This window comes from Prosthecobacter sp. (genome assembly GCF_044378005.1).
Taxonomy (GTDB): Bacteria; Verrucomicrobiota; Verrucomicrobiia; order Verrucomicrobiales; family Verrucomicrobiaceae; genus Prosthecobacter.
This window is the reverse complement of the sequence record NZ_JBILYB010000130.1, coordinates 1-16,596: the sequence shown is the minus strand read 5'-3', so window position 1 is coordinate 16,596 and position 16,596 is coordinate 1. Positions and strand designations below refer to the sequence as shown.

General features: G+C 61.3%; 15 protein-coding genes. 7 read left to right on the top strand and 8 right to left on the bottom strand.

Annotated elements, in window-relative coordinates:
* Window positions 1-189: 189 nt before the first annotated feature.
* On the bottom strand, window positions 190-2,481 hold the full coding sequence (rnr, locus tag AC6FTP_RS20275) for a ribonuclease R (protein ID WP_497208728.1): 2,292 nt from the start codon (window positions 2,479-2,481) through the stop codon (window positions 190-192).
* Between the two features lie 166 nt (window positions 2,482-2,647).
* Here rnr and AC6FTP_RS20270 point away from each other — a divergent pair, with 166 nt between their 5' ends.
* Entirely contained in the window at window positions 2,648-3,118 is a 471-nt protein-coding gene (locus AC6FTP_RS20270; protein ID WP_497208727.1) for a lipocalin family protein, read from the top strand.
* Window positions 3,119-3,121: 3 nt separating this feature from the next.
* Here the strand turns inward: AC6FTP_RS20270 and AC6FTP_RS20265 are convergent, their stop codons facing one another.
* Window positions 3,122-4,042, bottom strand: coding sequence for a YHYH protein (locus AC6FTP_RS20265; RefSeq protein WP_497208726.1), 921 nt, complete (start codon window positions 4,040-4,042; stop codon window positions 3,122-3,124).
* 79 nt (window positions 4,043-4,121) lie between these two features.
* On the opposite strand from AC6FTP_RS20265, the gene AC6FTP_RS20260 reads away from it, so the two are divergent.
* Window positions 4,122-5,582, top strand: coding sequence for an SHD1 domain-containing protein (locus tag AC6FTP_RS20260; protein WP_497208725.1), 1,461 nt, complete (start codon window positions 4,122-4,124; stop codon window positions 5,580-5,582).
* 11 nt (window positions 5,583-5,593) lie between these two features.
* Here AC6FTP_RS20260 and AC6FTP_RS20255 read toward each other — a convergent pair whose 3' ends face one another.
* The 4 genes from AC6FTP_RS20255 to wecB are packed head-to-tail and all read right to left on the bottom strand — an operon-like array spanning window position 5,594 to window position 9,834.
* The gene (locus AC6FTP_RS20255; RefSeq protein WP_497208724.1) at window positions 5,594-6,886 is read right to left on the bottom strand and encodes an FAD-dependent oxidoreductase; all 1,293 of its coding nucleotides are present in this window, start codon (window positions 6,884-6,886) and stop codon (window positions 5,594-5,596) included.
* A 14-nt stretch (window positions 6,887-6,900) separates the two neighbouring features.
* Window positions 6,901-7,707: a glycosyltransferase family 2 protein gene (locus AC6FTP_RS20250; RefSeq protein ID WP_497208723.1), complete on the bottom strand. Its 807-nt coding sequence runs from the start codon at window positions 7,705-7,707 to the stop codon at window positions 6,901-6,903.
* Between the two features lie 37 nt (window positions 7,708-7,744).
* Complete coding sequence (locus AC6FTP_RS20245) at window positions 7,745-8,701, bottom strand: polysaccharide deacetylase family protein (RefSeq protein WP_497208722.1); 957 nt, start codon at window positions 8,699-8,701, stop codon at window positions 7,745-7,747.
* 14 nt (window positions 8,702-8,715) lie between these two features.
* Window positions 8,716-9,834 (bottom strand): non-hydrolyzing UDP-N-acetylglucosamine 2-epimerase, encoded by a 1,119-nt coding sequence (gene wecB, locus AC6FTP_RS20240; protein WP_497208721.1) that lies wholly within the window; start codon window positions 9,832-9,834, stop codon window positions 8,716-8,718.
* A gap of 369 nt (window positions 9,835-10,203) precedes the next feature.
* Between wecB and AC6FTP_RS20235 the strand changes: the two genes are divergently transcribed.
* The 4 genes from AC6FTP_RS20235 (at window position 10,204) to AC6FTP_RS20220 (ending at window position 14,042) form a co-directional block, all read left to right on the top strand.
* A complete protein-coding gene (locus tag AC6FTP_RS20235; RefSeq protein WP_497208720.1) occupies window positions 10,204-11,235 on the top strand; it encodes an ArnT family glycosyltransferase in 1,032 nt (343 codons plus the stop codon).
* Between the two features lie 286 nt (window positions 11,236-11,521).
* Window positions 11,522-12,442 carry a methylenetetrahydrofolate reductase [NAD(P)H] gene (gene metF, locus AC6FTP_RS20230; RefSeq protein WP_497208719.1) on the top strand — a complete coding sequence of 307 codons (921 nt, stop codon included), beginning with the start codon at window positions 11,522-11,524 and terminating at the stop codon, window positions 12,440-12,442.
* The gene (locus tag AC6FTP_RS20225; RefSeq protein WP_497208718.1) at window positions 12,439-13,368 is read left to right on the top strand and encodes an ROK family protein; all 930 of its coding nucleotides are present in this window, start codon (window positions 12,439-12,441) and stop codon (window positions 13,366-13,368) included. Before metF ends, AC6FTP_RS20225 begins: the two co-directional genes overlap by 4 nt.
* Window positions 13,365-14,042: an ABC transporter ATP-binding protein gene (locus tag AC6FTP_RS20220; protein ID WP_497208717.1), complete on the top strand. Its 678-nt coding sequence runs from the start codon at window positions 13,365-13,367 to the stop codon at window positions 14,040-14,042. The genes AC6FTP_RS20225 and AC6FTP_RS20220 overlap by 4 nt, the downstream gene beginning before the upstream one ends.
* Before the next feature lie 148 nt (window positions 14,043-14,190).
* Here the strand turns inward: AC6FTP_RS20220 and AC6FTP_RS20215 are convergent, their stop codons facing one another.
* Together AC6FTP_RS20215 and AC6FTP_RS20210 are read right to left on the bottom strand one after the other, a co-directional pair.
* Window positions 14,191-14,736 carry a hypothetical protein gene (locus AC6FTP_RS20215; RefSeq protein ID WP_497208716.1) on the bottom strand — a complete coding sequence of 182 codons (546 nt, stop codon included), beginning with the start codon at window positions 14,734-14,736 and terminating at the stop codon, window positions 14,191-14,193.
* 401 nt (window positions 14,737-15,137) lie between these two features.
* The gene (locus AC6FTP_RS20210) at window positions 15,138-15,728 is read right to left on the bottom strand and encodes a hypothetical protein (RefSeq protein ID WP_497208715.1); all 591 of its coding nucleotides are present in this window, start codon (window positions 15,726-15,728) and stop codon (window positions 15,138-15,140) included.
* A gap of 315 nt (window positions 15,729-16,043) precedes the next feature.
* Between AC6FTP_RS20210 and AC6FTP_RS20205 the strand changes: the two genes are divergently transcribed.
* A partial coding sequence (locus tag AC6FTP_RS20205) for a thrombospondin type 3 repeat-containing protein (RefSeq protein WP_497208714.1) occupies window positions 16,044-16,596 on the top strand: 553 nt, incomplete at its 3' end.

Sequence of the window (16,596 nt, the reverse complement as noted above, 5' to 3'; positions counted from 1 at the left end):
CCGCCACCTACCTCCAGGACCGCGCCGCCACCAAAGGCGGCACCAGCCCGAAGAACTCCGCCGTCGCCGTGCAGCTCACCGAGGACTTCTTCCCTGAACTCGTGGCCTGGCTGGAAAGCCAGCCGGGGGTGAAGAGGGCGGTGAGATAAATAACTCGGGGCACCCGTTAAAGGCGTTCTACGGCGGCATTCACGGAAGATCTTTCCGAGCTTTCTTTTTCGACATCAGCCTCTCGAAGAACTTCGGTTTCCGGGGACGAAGTTCCTCTTTGGCGGCGGGTGGGGCCGGAGGCTCAGGTTTGACGTGGCGGGAGACCCGTTCAGGGCGCTCGGAACGCTGTGGACGTTCCGTGCGCTGAGGTCGCTCGGGGCGCTCGCGAACGAGTTGGAAGTCCACCTGCTTCTTGAAGCGGTCGATGCGGTAGATCTGGGCAGTCACTTTGTCCCCGAGGCGGATAGCACGACGGGTGCGGCGTCCGAGCAGTTGGTTGCGCGCGGGATCGAAGGTGAAGAAGTCATCCGGGATGGCGGAAAGCGGCACGAGTCCGCTGAGGCCGAGATCGGGGACGTCGATGAAGAAGCCGAAGTTCCGCACGTCAGTGACGAGGGCGGCGTAAGCCTGCGGTTTCTTGGAGGCGATCTGTGCTTCGAGGTAGGCGTAGAGCTTCACTTCCTTGCTGTCGCGCTCGGCATCGGCGCTGTTCTTTTCCGTGAGGCTGATGTGCTCGGCGATCTGTTTGGCGGCGCTGACCTGGAGCGGGGTTTGATCAAACAAGGCACGATGCACGACGAGGTCGGCATAACGGCGGATGGGGGAGGTGAAGTGGGTGTACTTCTTCTTCGCGAGGCCGTAGTGCCCGAGCGGCTCGACGGCGTAGCGGGCACGCATGAGGGACTTGAGGAAGCCGATCTTCAGCGCCTGGCCGATGGGGATGGTGCCGAGCTTGGCGAGCAGCTTCTGGACTTCGGGCCGGTGCGTGAGATCTCCGCACTGGACGCGGTGACTGAGCACGTCTTCGCGGTAGTCGTTGAGCCGCTTTTCCTTCGGGGACTCATGCACGCGATAGACGGCGGGCACATCAAGCTGCATGAGACGTCCGGCCACGGCTTCGTTGGCGAGCAGCATGTATTCCTCGATGAGCTGGTGGGAGATGTCGTTCTCGATGCGCTCGATGCGGCTGACTTTGCCATTTTCGTCGAGGCGAATCTTGTTCTCGGGGAAGTCGAGATCGAGTGAGCCGTTCTTGAAGCGGTGCTCGCGGATCTTTTGCGCCATGGCATTGGCGTCGTGCAGCATTTGCTCGATCACGCCTTCGGGGGCTTTTTGCAGGGTGGCAAAGGCCTCCTTGTAGGTGAAGCGGCGCTTCGAATGAATGACGGCGGCGTAAAACTTAGCGCTGACGACGCGGCCATCATTGCCGAGCACGAATTCGACGCATTTGGTCAGGCGATCCAGGCCGGGCTTGAGGGAGCAGAGTTCATTGCTCAGCGCCTCGGGCAGCATGGGGATGACGCGATCGACGAGGTAGGTGGAGTTGCCACGCTTTTTGGCTTCCACATCGAGATGGCTTCCGGGCTTCACGTAATGGGAGACATCGGCGATGTGGACCCAGAGCTTCCACTGGTCTTTGCCGTGTCTTTGCAGGCAGATGGCATCATCGAAGTCACGCGCATCATCGGGGTCGATGGTGACGACATCATGCTTCCGGCAATCGACACGACCTGTGCACTCTTCGGCGCTGGGCTGGTTGTCAGGCCGGGATTTGGCGATGGAGTTGGCCTCGGCGAGGACGTTCTTGGGGAAGCTCAGCGGGAGTTCGTAATGCCGCAGCACGGAGAGCATATCGACCCCTTCTTTATCAGGCGGGCCGAGCACTTCGATGACCTCACCTTCGGGCGGTGTCTGGCGGGATTCCCACTGGAGGATCTCGACGACGACTTTGTCACCAATGTTGGCCTTCGTGCCGACATCGCGTGGCTCGGGCACATGGATGGCACCGGGGAGGCGTGGATCATCCGGCGTGACGAAGAGGAACTGGCGGCCTTTTTGCAAAGTGCCGACGAACTGCGTGCGGCCACGCTGGAGGATGCGGACGACGGTGCCGGTGTTTTCCTCCGGGGTCGCTTTGCGCAGCCCCTGGGAGCGCACGTCACGCCGCACGAGCACGCGGTCCCCGTGCATGGCGGTGTGGGTGCCGCTCTCGGGGATGCCGATCTCGCCGATGCCCGGCTCGTCCGGCTGCACAAAGCCGCGCCCGCCACGGGTGATCTGGATGAGGCCGGCGATGAGGTCGGCCTCGCGTGCGACGATGTAGCGGTTGCCCTTCGTGCGGAGGATGAGACCGCGCTGTTCCATGCCTTTGAGGCAGTGTTGAAGTTCCTGCTGACGACGGGGTTCGAGGCGGAGTTGGTCGATCAACTGCGGGACGTTTGATGGCGAATAGTCTGCCTGTCCGAGCAGGTGGAGGATTGTCTGTTCCATGCGCCACCATGGCACAGAGAGTGGGGGAACGCACGATTTGTCTTCCGAGACGATGGACTCACATCCTGAAGTCCACGCTCGTGAGCGGTACGTAACCCAGTTCATGCCATCTGCTGTCCGCCTTCTACTGTGCCTTTGCCTGCCGGGCCTGATTTCCTGCGCCGCTATGAAACTGCCACCACTCCAAACCGTCCCCAAGGTCGATCTCCAGCGTTATGCAGGCGACTGGTATGTCTTTGCCCACATTCCGTATTCATTGGAGAAGGGTAAGGTCGGCACTTTTGATCGTTATGTGCTTCGTCCTGATGGCAGGATGGATAACATCTTTCTTTTCCGCCGGGGCAGCCTGGACGCTCCGCTGGAGCAATGGAAAGGCGTGGCCTGGGTGCATGACAAGGAGACGAATGCCGAGTGGCGTGTGCAATTCATCTGGCCGCTGCGTGTGCCCTACCTGATCATCGACCTTGATCCCGATTATCAATGGAGTGTCGTCGGTTATCCGAATCGAAAGCTCGCCTGGGTGCTGAGCCGGAAGCCGGTGCTCGATGCAGCAACTTATGAGGGCATCCTCAAAAGGCTGGCGAAGCAGGGCTACGATCCAGCGCGACTGGTGAAGGTCCCCCAGCGCCCTGAGTGAGCCTCAAAAACCCCGAGGTGGAGGCGGACCAAAGCCAGGAGGAGGTGGGCCAAAGCCGTGACCGCCGCGGCGACCCCGCATTCCCGGTGGGCCGCCTGGCCTGCCACCACCGGGCGGGCCTTTCTTTTCAAAGCTGCTGTCGGGCTCACCGCGCCACTGGCGGCTGAGGTAGGGGAAGGTCTCGGTGATGTAATAGTGATAGATGCCTTGCGGATGCTCGGGCGTGACGCCGAAGCGGCCATTGCAGTCATCGAGATCGCCTGATCCCGCGACGTATTCATAGTCGGCGGTGAAGGTGCCATCGTAACTGCCACTCGGGCCGCTGCTTGGGCGCGTGCCCTTCTTGAGCTGGTAGCTGGAGCGCATCTTCATTAGCGGACTGGCGGCATCCTTTGGATCACGATGACCATGACTGGCATAGATGGGAAAGCCGTCCGCCGCCCAGCCGACGAACACCATTTTCGAGCCATCATCTCCGCCGAGCTTCGTGATCAAGCCGGTGGGCAGGGCGTGATAATGATACTGGCCGCCGGGCTGCACATGCGCGTCGTTTTGATCGAGACCGAGGTCGATCTTCCCGCTTTTCGCCTCGTAATTCCAGGCGCGATCCCCATTCCAAAACTCGCCGGTGCCCGCCTCGAAGGGTACGCCATTGAGAGCCACGCCAAACGTCGCATGACGTGAGGGGTTCGGGCTGGGCGAGGGCTTCGGCGTGAGCGTCATGCGGTACTCGTAACTCTGTGCAGCGATGGCGTTTGGATTGCCACGATTGGGAAACTGCCCCGTCTCGTGATCGGGGATGCCATTGGACTTGATGAGGCGTTTGCCGCCCCACTCGGTGATGCTCACCTGCGGAGCCTCAAGCGCAGTAGCAATGATGGCGAGGCTGGAGACGAGCAGAGTCAGAGTGGAACTTGGTTTCATGATGCTCGTAATGAAACGCATGACTTGACGGACACAAATCATCCTTGCTTCCCGGCACGAATGCTTCTTAGCCTAGGGCATGAAGCAGATTTCGTCTTGGCTCTGGCTTGTCCTGGGGGTGGCCCAGGTTCAGGCGGAGTCGCGCACCTGGACGAACAGCTCCGGGAAGACGATCCAAGCTGAGTTTGGCGGAGTCAGTGCGGGGCAGGTGAAGCTGATGCTCGCGGACGGCAGGCAGTCCGCTGTGCCGCTCGCCAGCCTTTCGGCGGAGGATCAGGCGTGGATTCGCCTACAGCCTGCACCCGCGAGCAATGCCAGCCGCGTGCCTGCGGAGAAGCGCCGGATGCCGGATCAGGTGAAGGAGCCGCTGCTTTACACCACGATCCGCGTCGTGCGTGAGGAACCGGGTGACTGCCTCTATGAGTCAGGTCATTTTCAGTTCAAGACGACCGCGAAGCTCGGCGTGGCGCTGATGAAGGACGTGTGCCGAGCCTTTGAAAGCACCTACGAGCTCGTGCGGCTCATGCCCTGGGGCATCCAGCCGAAGCCGGAGGAAGGCCGAACCAAGTTTCAGGCCGAGCTTTACGAGACGAGGCAGCAATACCTCGCCACAGGCGCGCCTTCGTGGTCAGCCGGGGTGTATTCGCTGAAGGACAAAGTTTTCCGTATCCCCTTCGGCGAGTTGGGCATCTCGGACCAGCCCGGTGCTGGCGGTGCGTATTACCGCAAAGGGGAGATCAACAACGACACCATCACGCACGAGATCACCCACCAGATGATGCACGAATACGTGCCCTACATGCCAGCCTGGCTGGTGGAGGGGCTGGCGGAGTACACCTCCAATCTTCCCTACCGAGGAGGAGTGTTCCAGTTGAGTGAGGATGGCGGCATCTTTGAAGCCAGGATGGCGAAGCCATCGCGCCGTCGCGGTCTCTTCGCCATTTCCCAGCCGAAACCCGGTTGGGTCGGCGTGAAGAAGGTGTGGACGCTGACCACGGACATCACCCGACCCAACCCCATGACTAGCTTTCTCATGGCGGAAGAATCTGCGCCATCGCCAAGCTCCACCGAGCGCCCGTTGATCGAGCCTAACTTGGCTGACATCGCCAGCCACTACCACTCCGGCCATCTGCTGACTTACTTCTTCGTGCGTGATCGTGACGGTCTGCCGCTGAAGAAATACTTCGATGCGATCCATGCCGAGATCCCGAAGTGGCCGCCTTTCTGGAAGGCGCTGGATCAATACACCACTGCGCTGGAAAAGCTGCGCCCAGCCTACGATGCGTATGAGGCGGAGATGAAGGCATTTCTTTTGAAGCCTGGAGTGAAGATGATCGGAGAGGGGAAGATTTCCTTCCCGTCAGACCTGACACCGCCGGTGTCTCCACCTCAGGCACCCGAGCCGCCTGTGCCACCTGAGCGCACGAACCCCGGCGCGATCTGCATCAAACACCTCGGCATCCTCCTGGATGGCCGAACGGTGGATCAGGTGGAGGAGGAGATGCGGCGGATGTTTCAGAAGCTGGGCTACAACTTCTGAATCCTGCATTTTCAGGCACGGGAAGTCATCGCCGCCAAAGTCCGGTCCGCCTGGATGACGCTGCCATTCCAACTGGTGACCACGGGATAAACCTGAGTCGTGCAGGCGAGGAAGACTTTCCCGGGCACGAGCACCTCGGGTGGGCGACGGGTCAGATACCCGCAGGTATAAACGGGTTCTACGAAGGGGGCGCGGAAGAGATGCTGGGCTTCGACCTGATCGTGGGTGAGATCGGGGAACAGCTTCTGCAAAGCGGCGAACCAGATTTGCTGGATGCTGGCAGGGTCTTCGCTGAAGCGCGGATCACTGCGGTGGAGATACTTGGTGAGATGAACGACATGCCTCTGCCCACGGTCTGCTTCGTCGGTAAGCGTGGAGGTCTCGACGATGCCATCGAAGGGAAACTCGGGGCCTGGAGTGGCGAGCCAGTAGTGTGGCGAGAGGGGGCGCTTGAGGAAGAGCAGGTGATTGATCACGCCCTGGAAGTCGATGCCCCAGTCGAGCGGCGGAGCCTGCTGCTTGAGTCGTTCGCCGATGATCCTGCCCAGCACGGGCCAGGGCAGGGTGATGATGATCTGATCGTAGGCTTCGGTGCCTGCACTGGTTTCGATGATCGCGCGGCCTTCGGGATCGAGATCGATTCGGGTGATGTTTTCATTGAGGCGCAGCGTGGCTCCGAGTTCGCACAGGCGTTCGGTGGCGCGGTCGATGATGCGTTTGTAGCCGCCACGGATGTAGCCTTTGACCTCCCCTTTGCTTTCGCCTTTCTCGCGGTTGAAACGAGTCCAGAACCAGAGGGCGGGCACCTCGGGGTAGCGGTCGCCAAACTTGGCCTCCAGCATGGGCTGCCAGAATTTGGCAAAGGCGCTGGTGCCGGACCAGCGGGCCAGCCAATGGGCCGTCGTGATGTCGTCCAGACCTTTGGCGGAGGCCAGGCGTCCGTAGAGTCCGGTGATGCCGACGCGGATGCGGTCGATGAACTTGAGGGGGGCGAACTTCAGGAGGTCGATGGCCGAATTCAGCGGATAAATACGGCCATGGTCGGCATAGGCAAAGGAGGAGGGTTTCCAATACACTTCGTGACGCAGACCCAGGGTGTCCAGCAGGGTCAGCAGCGGCCCGTCACTGGGCAGCATGCAGTGGTAAAATTTCTCCAACGTGCGTCCGTCATGCTCGAAGAACGTGCCGAGACCGCCGAGCTGGTCGGAGCCTTCAAGGAGGGTGACGGCGTGGCCCTGCTGAGCGAGTCTGAGCGCGCAGGTGAGGCCGGAGATGCCGCCGCCGAGGATGGCCGTCTTGGGCATGGAAGCTGCGAGGGTCAGGCTTTCGCGGTCTGGACGGCCGCAGCGATGGTGCTGCCGAAAGCCTCAGGCTTTTTGTCGCGATACCGGTTCACTACGGCGAGGTAGCGCTTCAGCGTGCGCCAGATGCGTAGCTTGCTGACCCCGGCCTTGAGATCGTAGCGCAGGATGTAGGGAATCTCGGAGGCATTGACTCCGATGGAGCGGAGCTTGAGCAGGACTTCGAGCATGCAGACGAAACCGCTTTCCTCGACGAGTTTGTCTTTGCCAAAGGTCTGGGCCATGCGCTGAAGGATGCTGCTGTGGTAGCAACGGAAGCCGGTGGAGTAGTCGCGCACGTTCTCGAAGGGCACGATGGTCTTCATGAGGAGGAAGCAGCCGATGCTGAGCACCTGGCGGTAGGCGGGCACGCCAGTGATTACACTGCCTTTCTGAAAGCGAGAGGCGATCACGAGCTGGGATTCGCCCCGCTCCAGCTCGGCAATCATGTCGATGGCGTAGATCGGATCGTGGGTGTTGTCGGAGTCCATGACAAGCACGGCATCGGCACAGTTCATGGCTTCCGTGAGGCCGGTCTGGATGGCCATGCCGAGCCCCTTGTTCACCTCATGCTTCACGAGGCGCAGCGGCATTTCGCGGGCGGCGGCGAGGGCGATTTCAGCGGTCCGGTCTTTCGAGCCGTCATCAACGACGATGACCTGATATCGGAACTTTTGCCCCGTGAGTGTCTCGCGGATGCGGGCGAGCAGGTTGGGCAGATCCTTCTCTTCATTGAAGGCAGGCAGCACGATGGCGAGGTCGCGAATTTCGGTGGGCGTGGGCATGGCGTATTTGCGGGTGGGTGTTGAATGTGAATGGAGGTCAGGCGACGGCTTTCTGAAGCGTCGTTGGGCAGGCCGCCGAGGCGGTGCTGGCGGCGCGGGCGTGATCGAGCATCGCGCCGGGTGTCCAGTGGCGGCAGAGGCTGGAGAGGGTGTGCCGGACGAGGGCGATTTTTTGATCCGCAGGCACGCGCATGGCGGGGAAAAAGCTCATCTCGGGCACATCCGTTACATCGAGGAAGTCCGTGGGATGCAGCAGTAGTGACGGACCGATGCCTGCGAGGCGGCAGAGCTGCATGGTGCTGTCCCAATAGACACGCGCCAGCGGCATGGAGAACTGCCCGAGGAAGAGCAGATAGGTCATGTGAACCGGTGTGCGCAGCAGCGGCATGGTGGTGACAGGCAGCTCCATGAGGCCGGGGGAGATCTGCCAGGGCTTCAGCGGAGCCAGACCATCTCGCAGGCTGCCGTAGAGCTTGGAGCGGCGCTTTTTCTCCTCTGGCGGAAGCTGAGAGGTCATGAAGAAGTAGGCACGCGCGAGTCCACCGAGGTAGGTGGGGAAGCTGGAGGCATCATATTCGTAACCGCGCTCCATGAGCAGGGAGCGGACGGCGGCTGAACTGCTGAAGCCTGGGCCACGGAATCCTCGCGGCTGCTGTCCCGTGGCTTCGCGGATGGCGGCTTCAGATTGATCAAAGTCGGCGCGCAGTTCGGCATCACTGTACAAATGCAGCCAGGGCTGGTGCATGAAGCTGTGATTGGCGATCTCGTGCCCGGCTTCGGTGATGCTGCGCAGGGCGGCGCGGTTCTCCGCTTGTCCGGCGTCATGCCCGACGATGAAGAAGGTGGCCCGCAGATCTGCTGCATGCAGAGTTTCCAAAATGCGTGGCACGACGCGGTCCAGGTAGCTCGGGTACGCCTCCCATCCCGTGCAGCCCTGGGTCTTCATGTAGGCCCACTGGTTGTCGAGGTCGATGGAGATGCTGGCGGGTGACATGACGGTGATGTGCGTTAGGCAACGGCCTGGAGGACTCCGGCAGACTTTTGGAGAAGCACCCTGGCGATGCGTTCACTGGCGCGTCCGTCGCCATAGACTTTGGGTGCCTGAGCGGCGGTTTCGAACCATGCCTGATCTTCCACGGCTTCGGCGAGCAGTCGGGAGAGATCGGCTGGATTTTCACCAACGAGCCGAGCCACTCCGGCATGGACACCTTCGGGACGCTCGGTGTTCTCGCGCAGGACGAGGATGGGCTTTCCGAGAGTGGCGGCTTCTTCCTGGATGCCGCCGCTGTCGGAGACGATCAGCCAGGCGCTGGAGAGCAGATGAACGAAGTCGCTGTAGCCCATCGGCGTGGTGAGGATGATCTGGTCACAGCCCATCAATTCCTGGGCCGCCATCTGCCGCACCTGCGGATTCGGATGCACGGGGAAGACGATGCACAACTCGGGATGGGCTTCCGCGAACCGGCGCAGGGAGCGCAGATGCTCGCGCATCGCCTCGCCGAAATTCTCCCGTCGGTGAGTCGTGAGCAGCACCAGTTTCCGCCCGGCGATCTGCTCGCGCAGTTTCCCGATTTCTGGACCCGGCAGCGAGTTTTTCAGTGTGAACTGAAGCGCATCGACCACGGTGTTTCCCGTGACGTGAACGCCATCGGGTGAGATGCCCTCACCAAGCAGAGTCTGCTGATTGTGCTCTGTGGCGGCGAAGTGCAGCGCGGCGATCTGGGTGATGATCCGGCGGTTCATCTCCTCCGGGAACGGGCTGAGCGGATTCCCTGAGCGCAAACCCGCCTCGACATGACCGACGGGAATCCGGCGGTGAAAGGCGGCCTGGGCTCCCGCCAGCGCGGTGGCGGTGTCTCCCTGCACGATGACATAATCAGGCTGCTCCTTTTCGAGTATGGGATCGAGCCGCTCGATGATTTTGCCCAAAAGCACATTGAGTGGCTGATTCGGAGCCATCACGGAGAGATTGTAGTCCGCCTTGAGGCCGAAGAGAGCGAACAGCGGGTCCAGAAGATCTGCATGCTGTCCTGAGTTCACGAAAATGGCTTCAGCCCCCTGACGACGGAGTTCCAGCACCAAAGGAGCAAGCTTGATCATCTCCGGCCGGGTGCCCAGGCAGATCATGATGCGAGGAGGAGATGCGCCATAGGGACTTAAACTCATATAATTATAATAATTATTGAATCGACTACAATCAAGATGTTTGTTCTGAACCTCCAATCTGGGAGACAGCGCCCTGCTTAAGTCACTTCATCCGTCTTTATGCTCTCGTCAGATTCCCCCCCTTTTGCCTTTCGCTGCCATCGGCCCGGGATCATCGCTGCTCTGTCAGTGCTTGTGATCCATGCTGCGTTGGCGTTTCTGAGGCACTCAGAGGCACTTATCTGGGATGAGGGAAGATACCTTCAATACGCGAAACGTCTCGTCCAGGGCTTCTACGTTCCGGCTGGCAATCCTGATTTTATCAATGGCCCCGGCTATCCCATCTTGCTGATGCCGTTTATCGCAGACGGCTCGACTCTGCTCATGGCGAGACTGCTGAATGCTTTCTTCATGGCGGGTGCTGTCTGGTTTGTCTGGCTGACCATGCGTCGCTACGCCACGCCCCGATGGGCTGCGGCAGGAGCCTGGATCACCGGTCTGCATCCGACCCTAGTGTGGATGAGCTTTGCCATCATGACGGAACCGCTCTCCATGTTTTGCCTCACGGGATTCATGTGGGCATTCACTCACGCCCTTCGCGGTGAGCGTGGTTGGCACTGGATCGCGAGTGCCGCCGGGTTCCTCGGCTGGCTGACGCTCACACGCGTCATCTTCGGTCATGTGATGATGGCTTCGCTCGTGATGTGTTCTGCTCTCCTGCTCATCCGAGAATGGCGTCCCCAGCTCAAACGCGCCCTGCTGGTGCTTGCGGGCGGTTTCATGCTCTGCGTACCCTGGCTGGTCCACACCTGGCAGAAAACCGGGCAGATTTTATGCTGGTCCACGACCAGCGGAGAACTGCTCTACTGGATGTGCAGTCACCGTGAAGGGGAAAACGGGCACTGGTTCAACTACAAGGACGCCATGACGCTCCCGGCGCTGGCACCGCATCATGGCGATTTTTTCGAGGAGACACTCAAGCTGCCAGTTCCAGAAAGGGAGGCCGCCTTTAAAGCAGCGGCCATGACCAGCCTGAAGGCCAATCCCAAACAGTTCGCCTACAACTGGGCCTGCAATCTCTCTCGACTTGCCTTCGGATTTCCACGTTCGCACCTGCCGGAGGAGCTGCGCAGCGTCGTGCTCATCGCCATCAATGGCCCGATCATCGCCGCCGCCACACTGCTTGGGCTTCTGGGGCTCTGGCGCTGGCGGAGCCTGCCTGTGGAGATCTGGCTGCTCATGGGTTTCAGTGCCATCTACCTCGGGGGCAGCAGTCTCGCGCCAGCACTGCCACGATACTTCGTGATCGTGCTGCCCATCCTCCTGCTCGGTGTGGCGGCAGTCTGGTCCCGGCATGTACGGATCAGTCTGGCTGAGAAATGATCGCTCAAGCCGGGAAATTCGCGATCTGACAATCGCCTTACAACCCACTTACCAGCCCCTGACGCATTGGTTTTCAGATGTGGGAGAATGCACCCAGGTAACGGAAGCGCCACACGGCCTCCCACTTACCGACATTTTCTCTTCATGGTAACCTTCTGGCTGTTGGAAACCTTCGAAAAAACTTCAGGGCGGACCGGGTGGTCCGCCCTGAGCTTTTTACAGGGCCTCGCGGAGCCTCCGGGGTTGCGTCCCAGCCTCCCCGCTTTTATAACCCGGCCCTTCCTGAATGCACATCGCCGACATCCTCAGCCAGCAGCGGCCCACGCTGTCCTTCGAGTTCTTCCCCCCCAAGTCTGCCGAGGCTTTTGAGGCGCTTTATCAGACCATTGGCGAACTGGAGATCTACAAGCCCTCCTTTGTCAGCGTCACCTACGGAGCAGGCGGCTCCACGCGCGAGCTCACCCATGACCTCGTCGTGCGCATCAAGAAGACCACCACGCTCGACCCCGTCCCGCATCTCACCTGCGTCTGCCACACTGAAGCCGACATCGCCTCCATCCTGGAACGCTATGCCGAAGCAGGCGTGAGCAACATCCTCGCCCTCGGTGGCGACCCACCGCGCAATCTCGAAGGCTATGACCGGAAGAAGGACGCCTTCCAGCACGCCGCCGACCTCGTGCGCTTCATCAAGAAGTTCAACGACAGCGGCGCTCATCCTGACAAGCGGGGCTTCGGCATCGGCGTCGCCGGTTTCCCGGAAGGACATCCCACCACGCCGAACCGCGTGTTGGAAATGGATCACCTCAAGGCCAAGTGCGACGAAGGCGCGGACTACATCTGCACCCAGCTCTTCTTCGACAACCACGACTTCCTCGACTTCCGCGACCGCTGCCGCCTCGCGGGCATCACCGCCCCCATCATCGCCGGCATCATGCCCATTACCAGCGCCAGCGGCATGAAGCGCATGGCCGAGTTGGCCGCAGGCGCGCGCTACCCGGCTAAGCTCCTCCGTGCCATCCAGCGCTGCGGCGGTGATGAAGAGGCTGTGCAGCGCGTGGGCGTTCATTACGCCACTGAGCAGTGCCGCGACCTCCTCGAAAACGGTGTCGATGGCATCCACTTTTACACGCTGAATAAATCCCAGACCACGCGCGAGATCTACGCCAGCCTCGGCATCCGTGACTCCTCCGCCGTTCGCCCTGCATGAGTGACCAACCCCTCATCGCCGCCATTGAGGCAGGTGGCACCAAGTTCGTCTGCGGCATTGGCCGTGGCCCCCATGAAGTCCTCGACACCCAGCGCATCGACACCACCACGCCCGATGAGACGTTGGAGTCCGTGAGCCGCTGGCTTTCGAAGGCCAAGGCCGAGCACGGCCCTTTCGCTGCCATCGGCATCGGCAGCTTCGGCCCGGTGGACTTAAATCCGCACAGCGAGACCTACGGCTACATCACCTCCACGCCGAAACCCGGCTGGCAGCACACGGACCTCGTCACCCGGCTGAAGAACCGCTTCAAAGTGCCCGTCGGTTTCGATACCGATGTCAATGCCGCCGTGCTCGCCGAATATCTTTGGGGCGCAGGCAAGGGTCTGGACCCCCTTATCTACATCACCGTCGGCACCGGAGTCGGTGGCGGCGTCCTCGTGAATGGCCAGCTCCTGCATGGCGCCCTGCATCCCGAGATCGGCCATCTCGCCGTGCCACCGCCCACGAACAGCCTCGCCGTGCAGCGCGAGGGCCAGTGTCCGTTTCATAAAAGCTGCGTCGAGGGTTACGTCTGCGGGCCCGCCATCGCCAAACGCTGGGGCGTGCGCGCGGACACCCTGCCGCTGGATCATCCTGCCTGGGAAGAGATCGCCGATGTCATGGCCCACGCGCTGATGAATCTCACCCTCACCCTCTCCCCGCGCCGCATCATCCTCGGCGGTGGCGTCATGGAGCAGCCCCAGCTCATACCCCTCATCCGTGGCAAGCTCATGAGCTACCTCAATAACTACCTCCTCATCCCCCAGGTGGGCCGCGACATCGACAACTACGTCGTCTCCCCCGGCCTCGGAGCCCGCTCCGGTCTCCTCGGCGCTCTGGCCCTCGGGCGTATGGCGCTGGATCAGAAGCAACTCTCCCACTCATGAGCCAGACCGCCGCTCCACTCACCGCCACCGACGTCCACCGCACCTACCACCTCGGCGGGCATGACCTGCCAGTGCTGCGTGGCGTGAATCTGGAGGTCCAGGCAGGGGAGAAAGTCTTTCTCTGCGGCCAGTCCGGCGCGGGCAAGACCACGCTGCTCTACGTCCTCGGCGGCCTCGAAAAGCCCACCCAGGGTGATGTCCTCGTGCATGGCAAATCCCTCTACCACGGCGCTGCCAAAGCCCGCGCCGAGATGCGCAACCGCACCATGGGCTTCGTCTTCCAGCACTACTTCCTCCTGCCCGAGCTCACCGCCCTGGAAAACGTCTGCCTCCCCGCCATGATCGGCGGTCGCAAAGCCGAGGCACGTGCCCGTGAGCTGCTCGACCGCGTCGGCCTCACCCCACGTCTCGATCACCTCCCCACCGAGCTCAGCGGCGGCGAGCAGCAGCGCGTCGCCATCGCACGCGCCCTCATCAACGACCCCGGCATCCTCTACGCCGACGAGCCCACCGGCAACCTCGACGCCGCCACCGGCGCGGGCGTTATCGACATGCTCCTCAAAATCGTCGATGAGGCCAAGAAGACCCTCGTCGTCGTCACCCACGATCAAACCCTCGCCCAGCGTGGCGACCGCCGCTTGATCATCAAAGACGGCAAGCTCGTGCAGGGGTGAGAGGGACGAGGCCGAATCGAATCCAATGGAAGTCGTGAACGCCCCCCGCAAACATCTGCATCATTCCGGCGATGCACCCGAATGGATCTCGGCTCATCTGTGGCTGGATAGCACCTACCCAATAGCAGTCCGAGCCGTGTCTCCATCCTCACCTCCGCAGCGCCAGTGCCAGAGCATTGAAAGCCTGCCGCAGCGCTTCCGCATCAGGGTCGGCAAAGGGAGTGTCCAGCGTGGCCACCGCATTGCTGTTGCTGCTCGTCTGGGCCAGCGTGCTTGCCAGCGCACTGGTTAACTCCACTTGCGAAACCTCACCCGTCGGGCCTTGGGGGCCGGGTGGCCCCTGGTCTCCCACGGCGCCTTGAGGACCTGCCGGACCGATGGGGCCTTCAGCGCCAGCCGGGCCGGGTGGCCCTCCAGGATCGCCCGCAGGTCCAGCCGGTCCCACTGGGCCGGTGGCACCTGTCTCACCGGTTACTCCGGCGGGCAGGCTGAAGCTCAGATGCAGCTCCGTGCCCACCACGGAAACACTGACTTGGGCCGGACTCCCCGTCGGCAGCGTGGTGACACTGTCCACCACGGCAGAGGTCACGCCGGACACCGAGTCGAGGAGTTCTTTGAGACCTTGGAACTGGCCGCGTATGACGGCGGAGTGCAGCGGTGTGTTTGGAGCAGGGAGAGATGGGTCGAAGGGCATGGAAATAGAAACGCGGAGATTTTGAGATGCGGAGAAGCGGAGTGGTGGGCAGGTTCAGAAAGGAGTGCGGAGGCTTCTCTTTGCGGGTTGGAGGGCCTGGAAATTTGCCGAAACGTCCGACCTCCGAGCTTGGTGCTCGCACTTCGGAGGTCGGGCATCGGACCATTCCGGTCAGTGTTCGATGTTTGGGAGGTCGGCGCTCCGACCTCGGAGCTGCGATGTCGGAGATTTTTGGCGGGTAATCCGACCTCTGAGGTCCGATTTCCGACCTTTTGGGTCCGATATCCGTGCTGTTGGGGTCGGATAGCCTACCTTTTCACTCGGACATCCGACCTCGGAGGTGTGCTTTCCATCCTCCGAGGTCGGCGTTTTGAGCCGTAAGGTGCTCATTATCAGCACTTTTACGGGGCTGGCGGGGGCGGAGGTGTGCCACCGCCGCGTGGGAAGAAGCGCTTGAGGTTGTCGAGCACGGTGTTGGCACCGGGGACGTTGCGTTTGGCGGCTTGCTTCACGTTGTTGTAGAAGCTGAGGTAGGCCAGGTAGGTGTCCACACCAGCGGCGGTGAGGGTGTCTTCGAGACCTTCGCACAGGGCGCACATTTGCTGGTGGAGATCACGCAGCGCGGTGCGCAGAGCACGGTCTTTCGCCACTTCGGTCATATCGACGAAGTTGGGCACCATTTCAGGGTGGGCGGCCATCTCCTGGGAGAAGGCCTCGTCCATGCCGTCGCGAATGCTGCTCATCTTTGGCAGGGAGCTTTTTTCTTCGGCGGTCAGGTTGAGGAGGAAGGGGAGAAGGGTGTTGATCTCTCCGACTTTGGTCAGGATGGCCGTTTTGTCGGCGGGGCTGAGCGTAGCGCTGATGCGGTTGTCCATGGTGGATGTGTGTTGTGGATGGTTAGGTGCCTCGCCGTCCCACACGAGCGACCCGGCGGAGTCCCAAAGAAGTGGGGCTTCGTTCAAGGTCATGTCCCAGGTGAGTGCGGCTGGCATGGCGCGGATGGAATCACACTCGAACGGTTAGGCGATTACAAGAATCCGCCGCGTTTGGAATTTTCGCGCGCGTCAAGAAACGCGCGCGTGTGTGAGAAGCAGAAGTTCTGTGGTGGAGAAAAATGGCACACAGGAAAATTTCTTCTCGCCAACAGGCGGCTGTTTTCGATAACAATGATTTACCGTGAAATTTTGTTCCTGCCTCATCGGCGGATGACCTGACCGTCAGGTCGCCGATGAGGGCGGATCTTCCTGATTGAGCGCAGGAGGCTCTGTGAAGCACCTCATACCTCTCCTCTGCCTTCCTATTTCACGATGAAGTCCTCCCGTTTTCTCCCCTGGTGCCGGTCATGGTCGCGGCGTGTGCCGATCCTGCATGGCATCCTCATCGCCCAGATGATCCTCATGCCCTTCCCGCCCAGCTCCCAAGCGGTCTGGGTGCCGCTGGATGCGGATGGGGACGGGATTTTCGAGGGCGGTTACGACGACGGCACGCCTGAACCGCAGACGCCTCCGGCTGAGCCCTCGCCCACTGAGGATTCCGATGGCGACGGCCTCTCCAATGCCGAGGAGACAGCGGCGGGCAGCAACCCTTTCAACCCCGATTCGGACTATGATGGCCTCACGGATGCCGATGAGGTGAACCTTACTGGCACCTCCCCCACCAGCACCGACAGCAACGGCGACGGCGTCTCCGACTACAACGAATTCTACGGCAACTACACCGTCGATACGGACACCTCCGGTCCGGGCGAGACGCCATATGATCATGATGGCGATGGCATCGCCGACCCTGTCGATCCTGACCCGCTTTCACCGCAGAATGATCCTGACAGCGATGGCGATTATGTGCCTGATTCGCAGGACA

Coding starts and splice junctions, on each gene's coding strand:
- rnr (WP_497208728.1), bottom strand. CDS start 2,481: ATGGAACAGACAATCCTCCACCTGCTCGGACAGGCAGACTATTCGCCA.
- AC6FTP_RS20270 (WP_497208727.1), top strand. CDS start 2,648: ATGAAACTGCCACCACTCCAAACCGTCCCCAAGGTCGATCTCCAGCGT.
- AC6FTP_RS20265 (WP_497208726.1), bottom strand. CDS start 4,042: ATGAAACCAAGTTCCACTCTGACTCTGCTCGTCTCCAGCCTCGCCATC.
- AC6FTP_RS20260 (WP_497208725.1), top strand. CDS start 4,122: ATGAAGCAGATTTCGTCTTGGCTCTGGCTTGTCCTGGGGGTGGCCCAG.
- AC6FTP_RS20255 (WP_497208724.1), bottom strand. CDS start 6,886: ATGCCCAAGACGGCCATCCTCGGCGGCGGCATCTCCGGCCTCACCTGC.
- AC6FTP_RS20250 (WP_497208723.1), bottom strand. CDS start 7,707: ATGCCCACGCCCACCGAAATTCGCGACCTCGCCATCGTGCTGCCTGCC.
- AC6FTP_RS20245 (WP_497208722.1), bottom strand. CDS start 8,701: ATGTCACCCGCCAGCATCTCCATCGACCTCGACAACCAGTGGGCCTAC.
- wecB (WP_497208721.1), bottom strand. CDS start 9,834: ATGATCTGCCTGGGCACCCGGCCGGAGATGATCAAGCTTGCTCCTTTG.
- AC6FTP_RS20235 (WP_497208720.1), top strand. CDS start 10,204: ATGCCGTTTATCGCAGACGGCTCGACTCTGCTCATGGCGAGACTGCTG.
- metF (WP_497208719.1), top strand. CDS start 11,522: ATGCACATCGCCGACATCCTCAGCCAGCAGCGGCCCACGCTGTCCTTC.
- AC6FTP_RS20225 (WP_497208718.1), top strand. CDS start 12,439: ATGAGTGACCAACCCCTCATCGCCGCCATTGAGGCAGGTGGCACCAAG.
- AC6FTP_RS20220 (WP_497208717.1), top strand. CDS start 13,365: ATGAGCCAGACCGCCGCTCCACTCACCGCCACCGACGTCCACCGCACC.
- AC6FTP_RS20215 (WP_497208716.1), bottom strand. CDS start 14,736: ATGCCCTTCGACCCATCTCTCCCTGCTCCAAACACACCGCTGCACTCC.
- AC6FTP_RS20210 (WP_497208715.1), bottom strand. CDS start 15,728: ATGCCAGCCGCACTCACCTGGGACATGACCTTGAACGAAGCCCCACTT.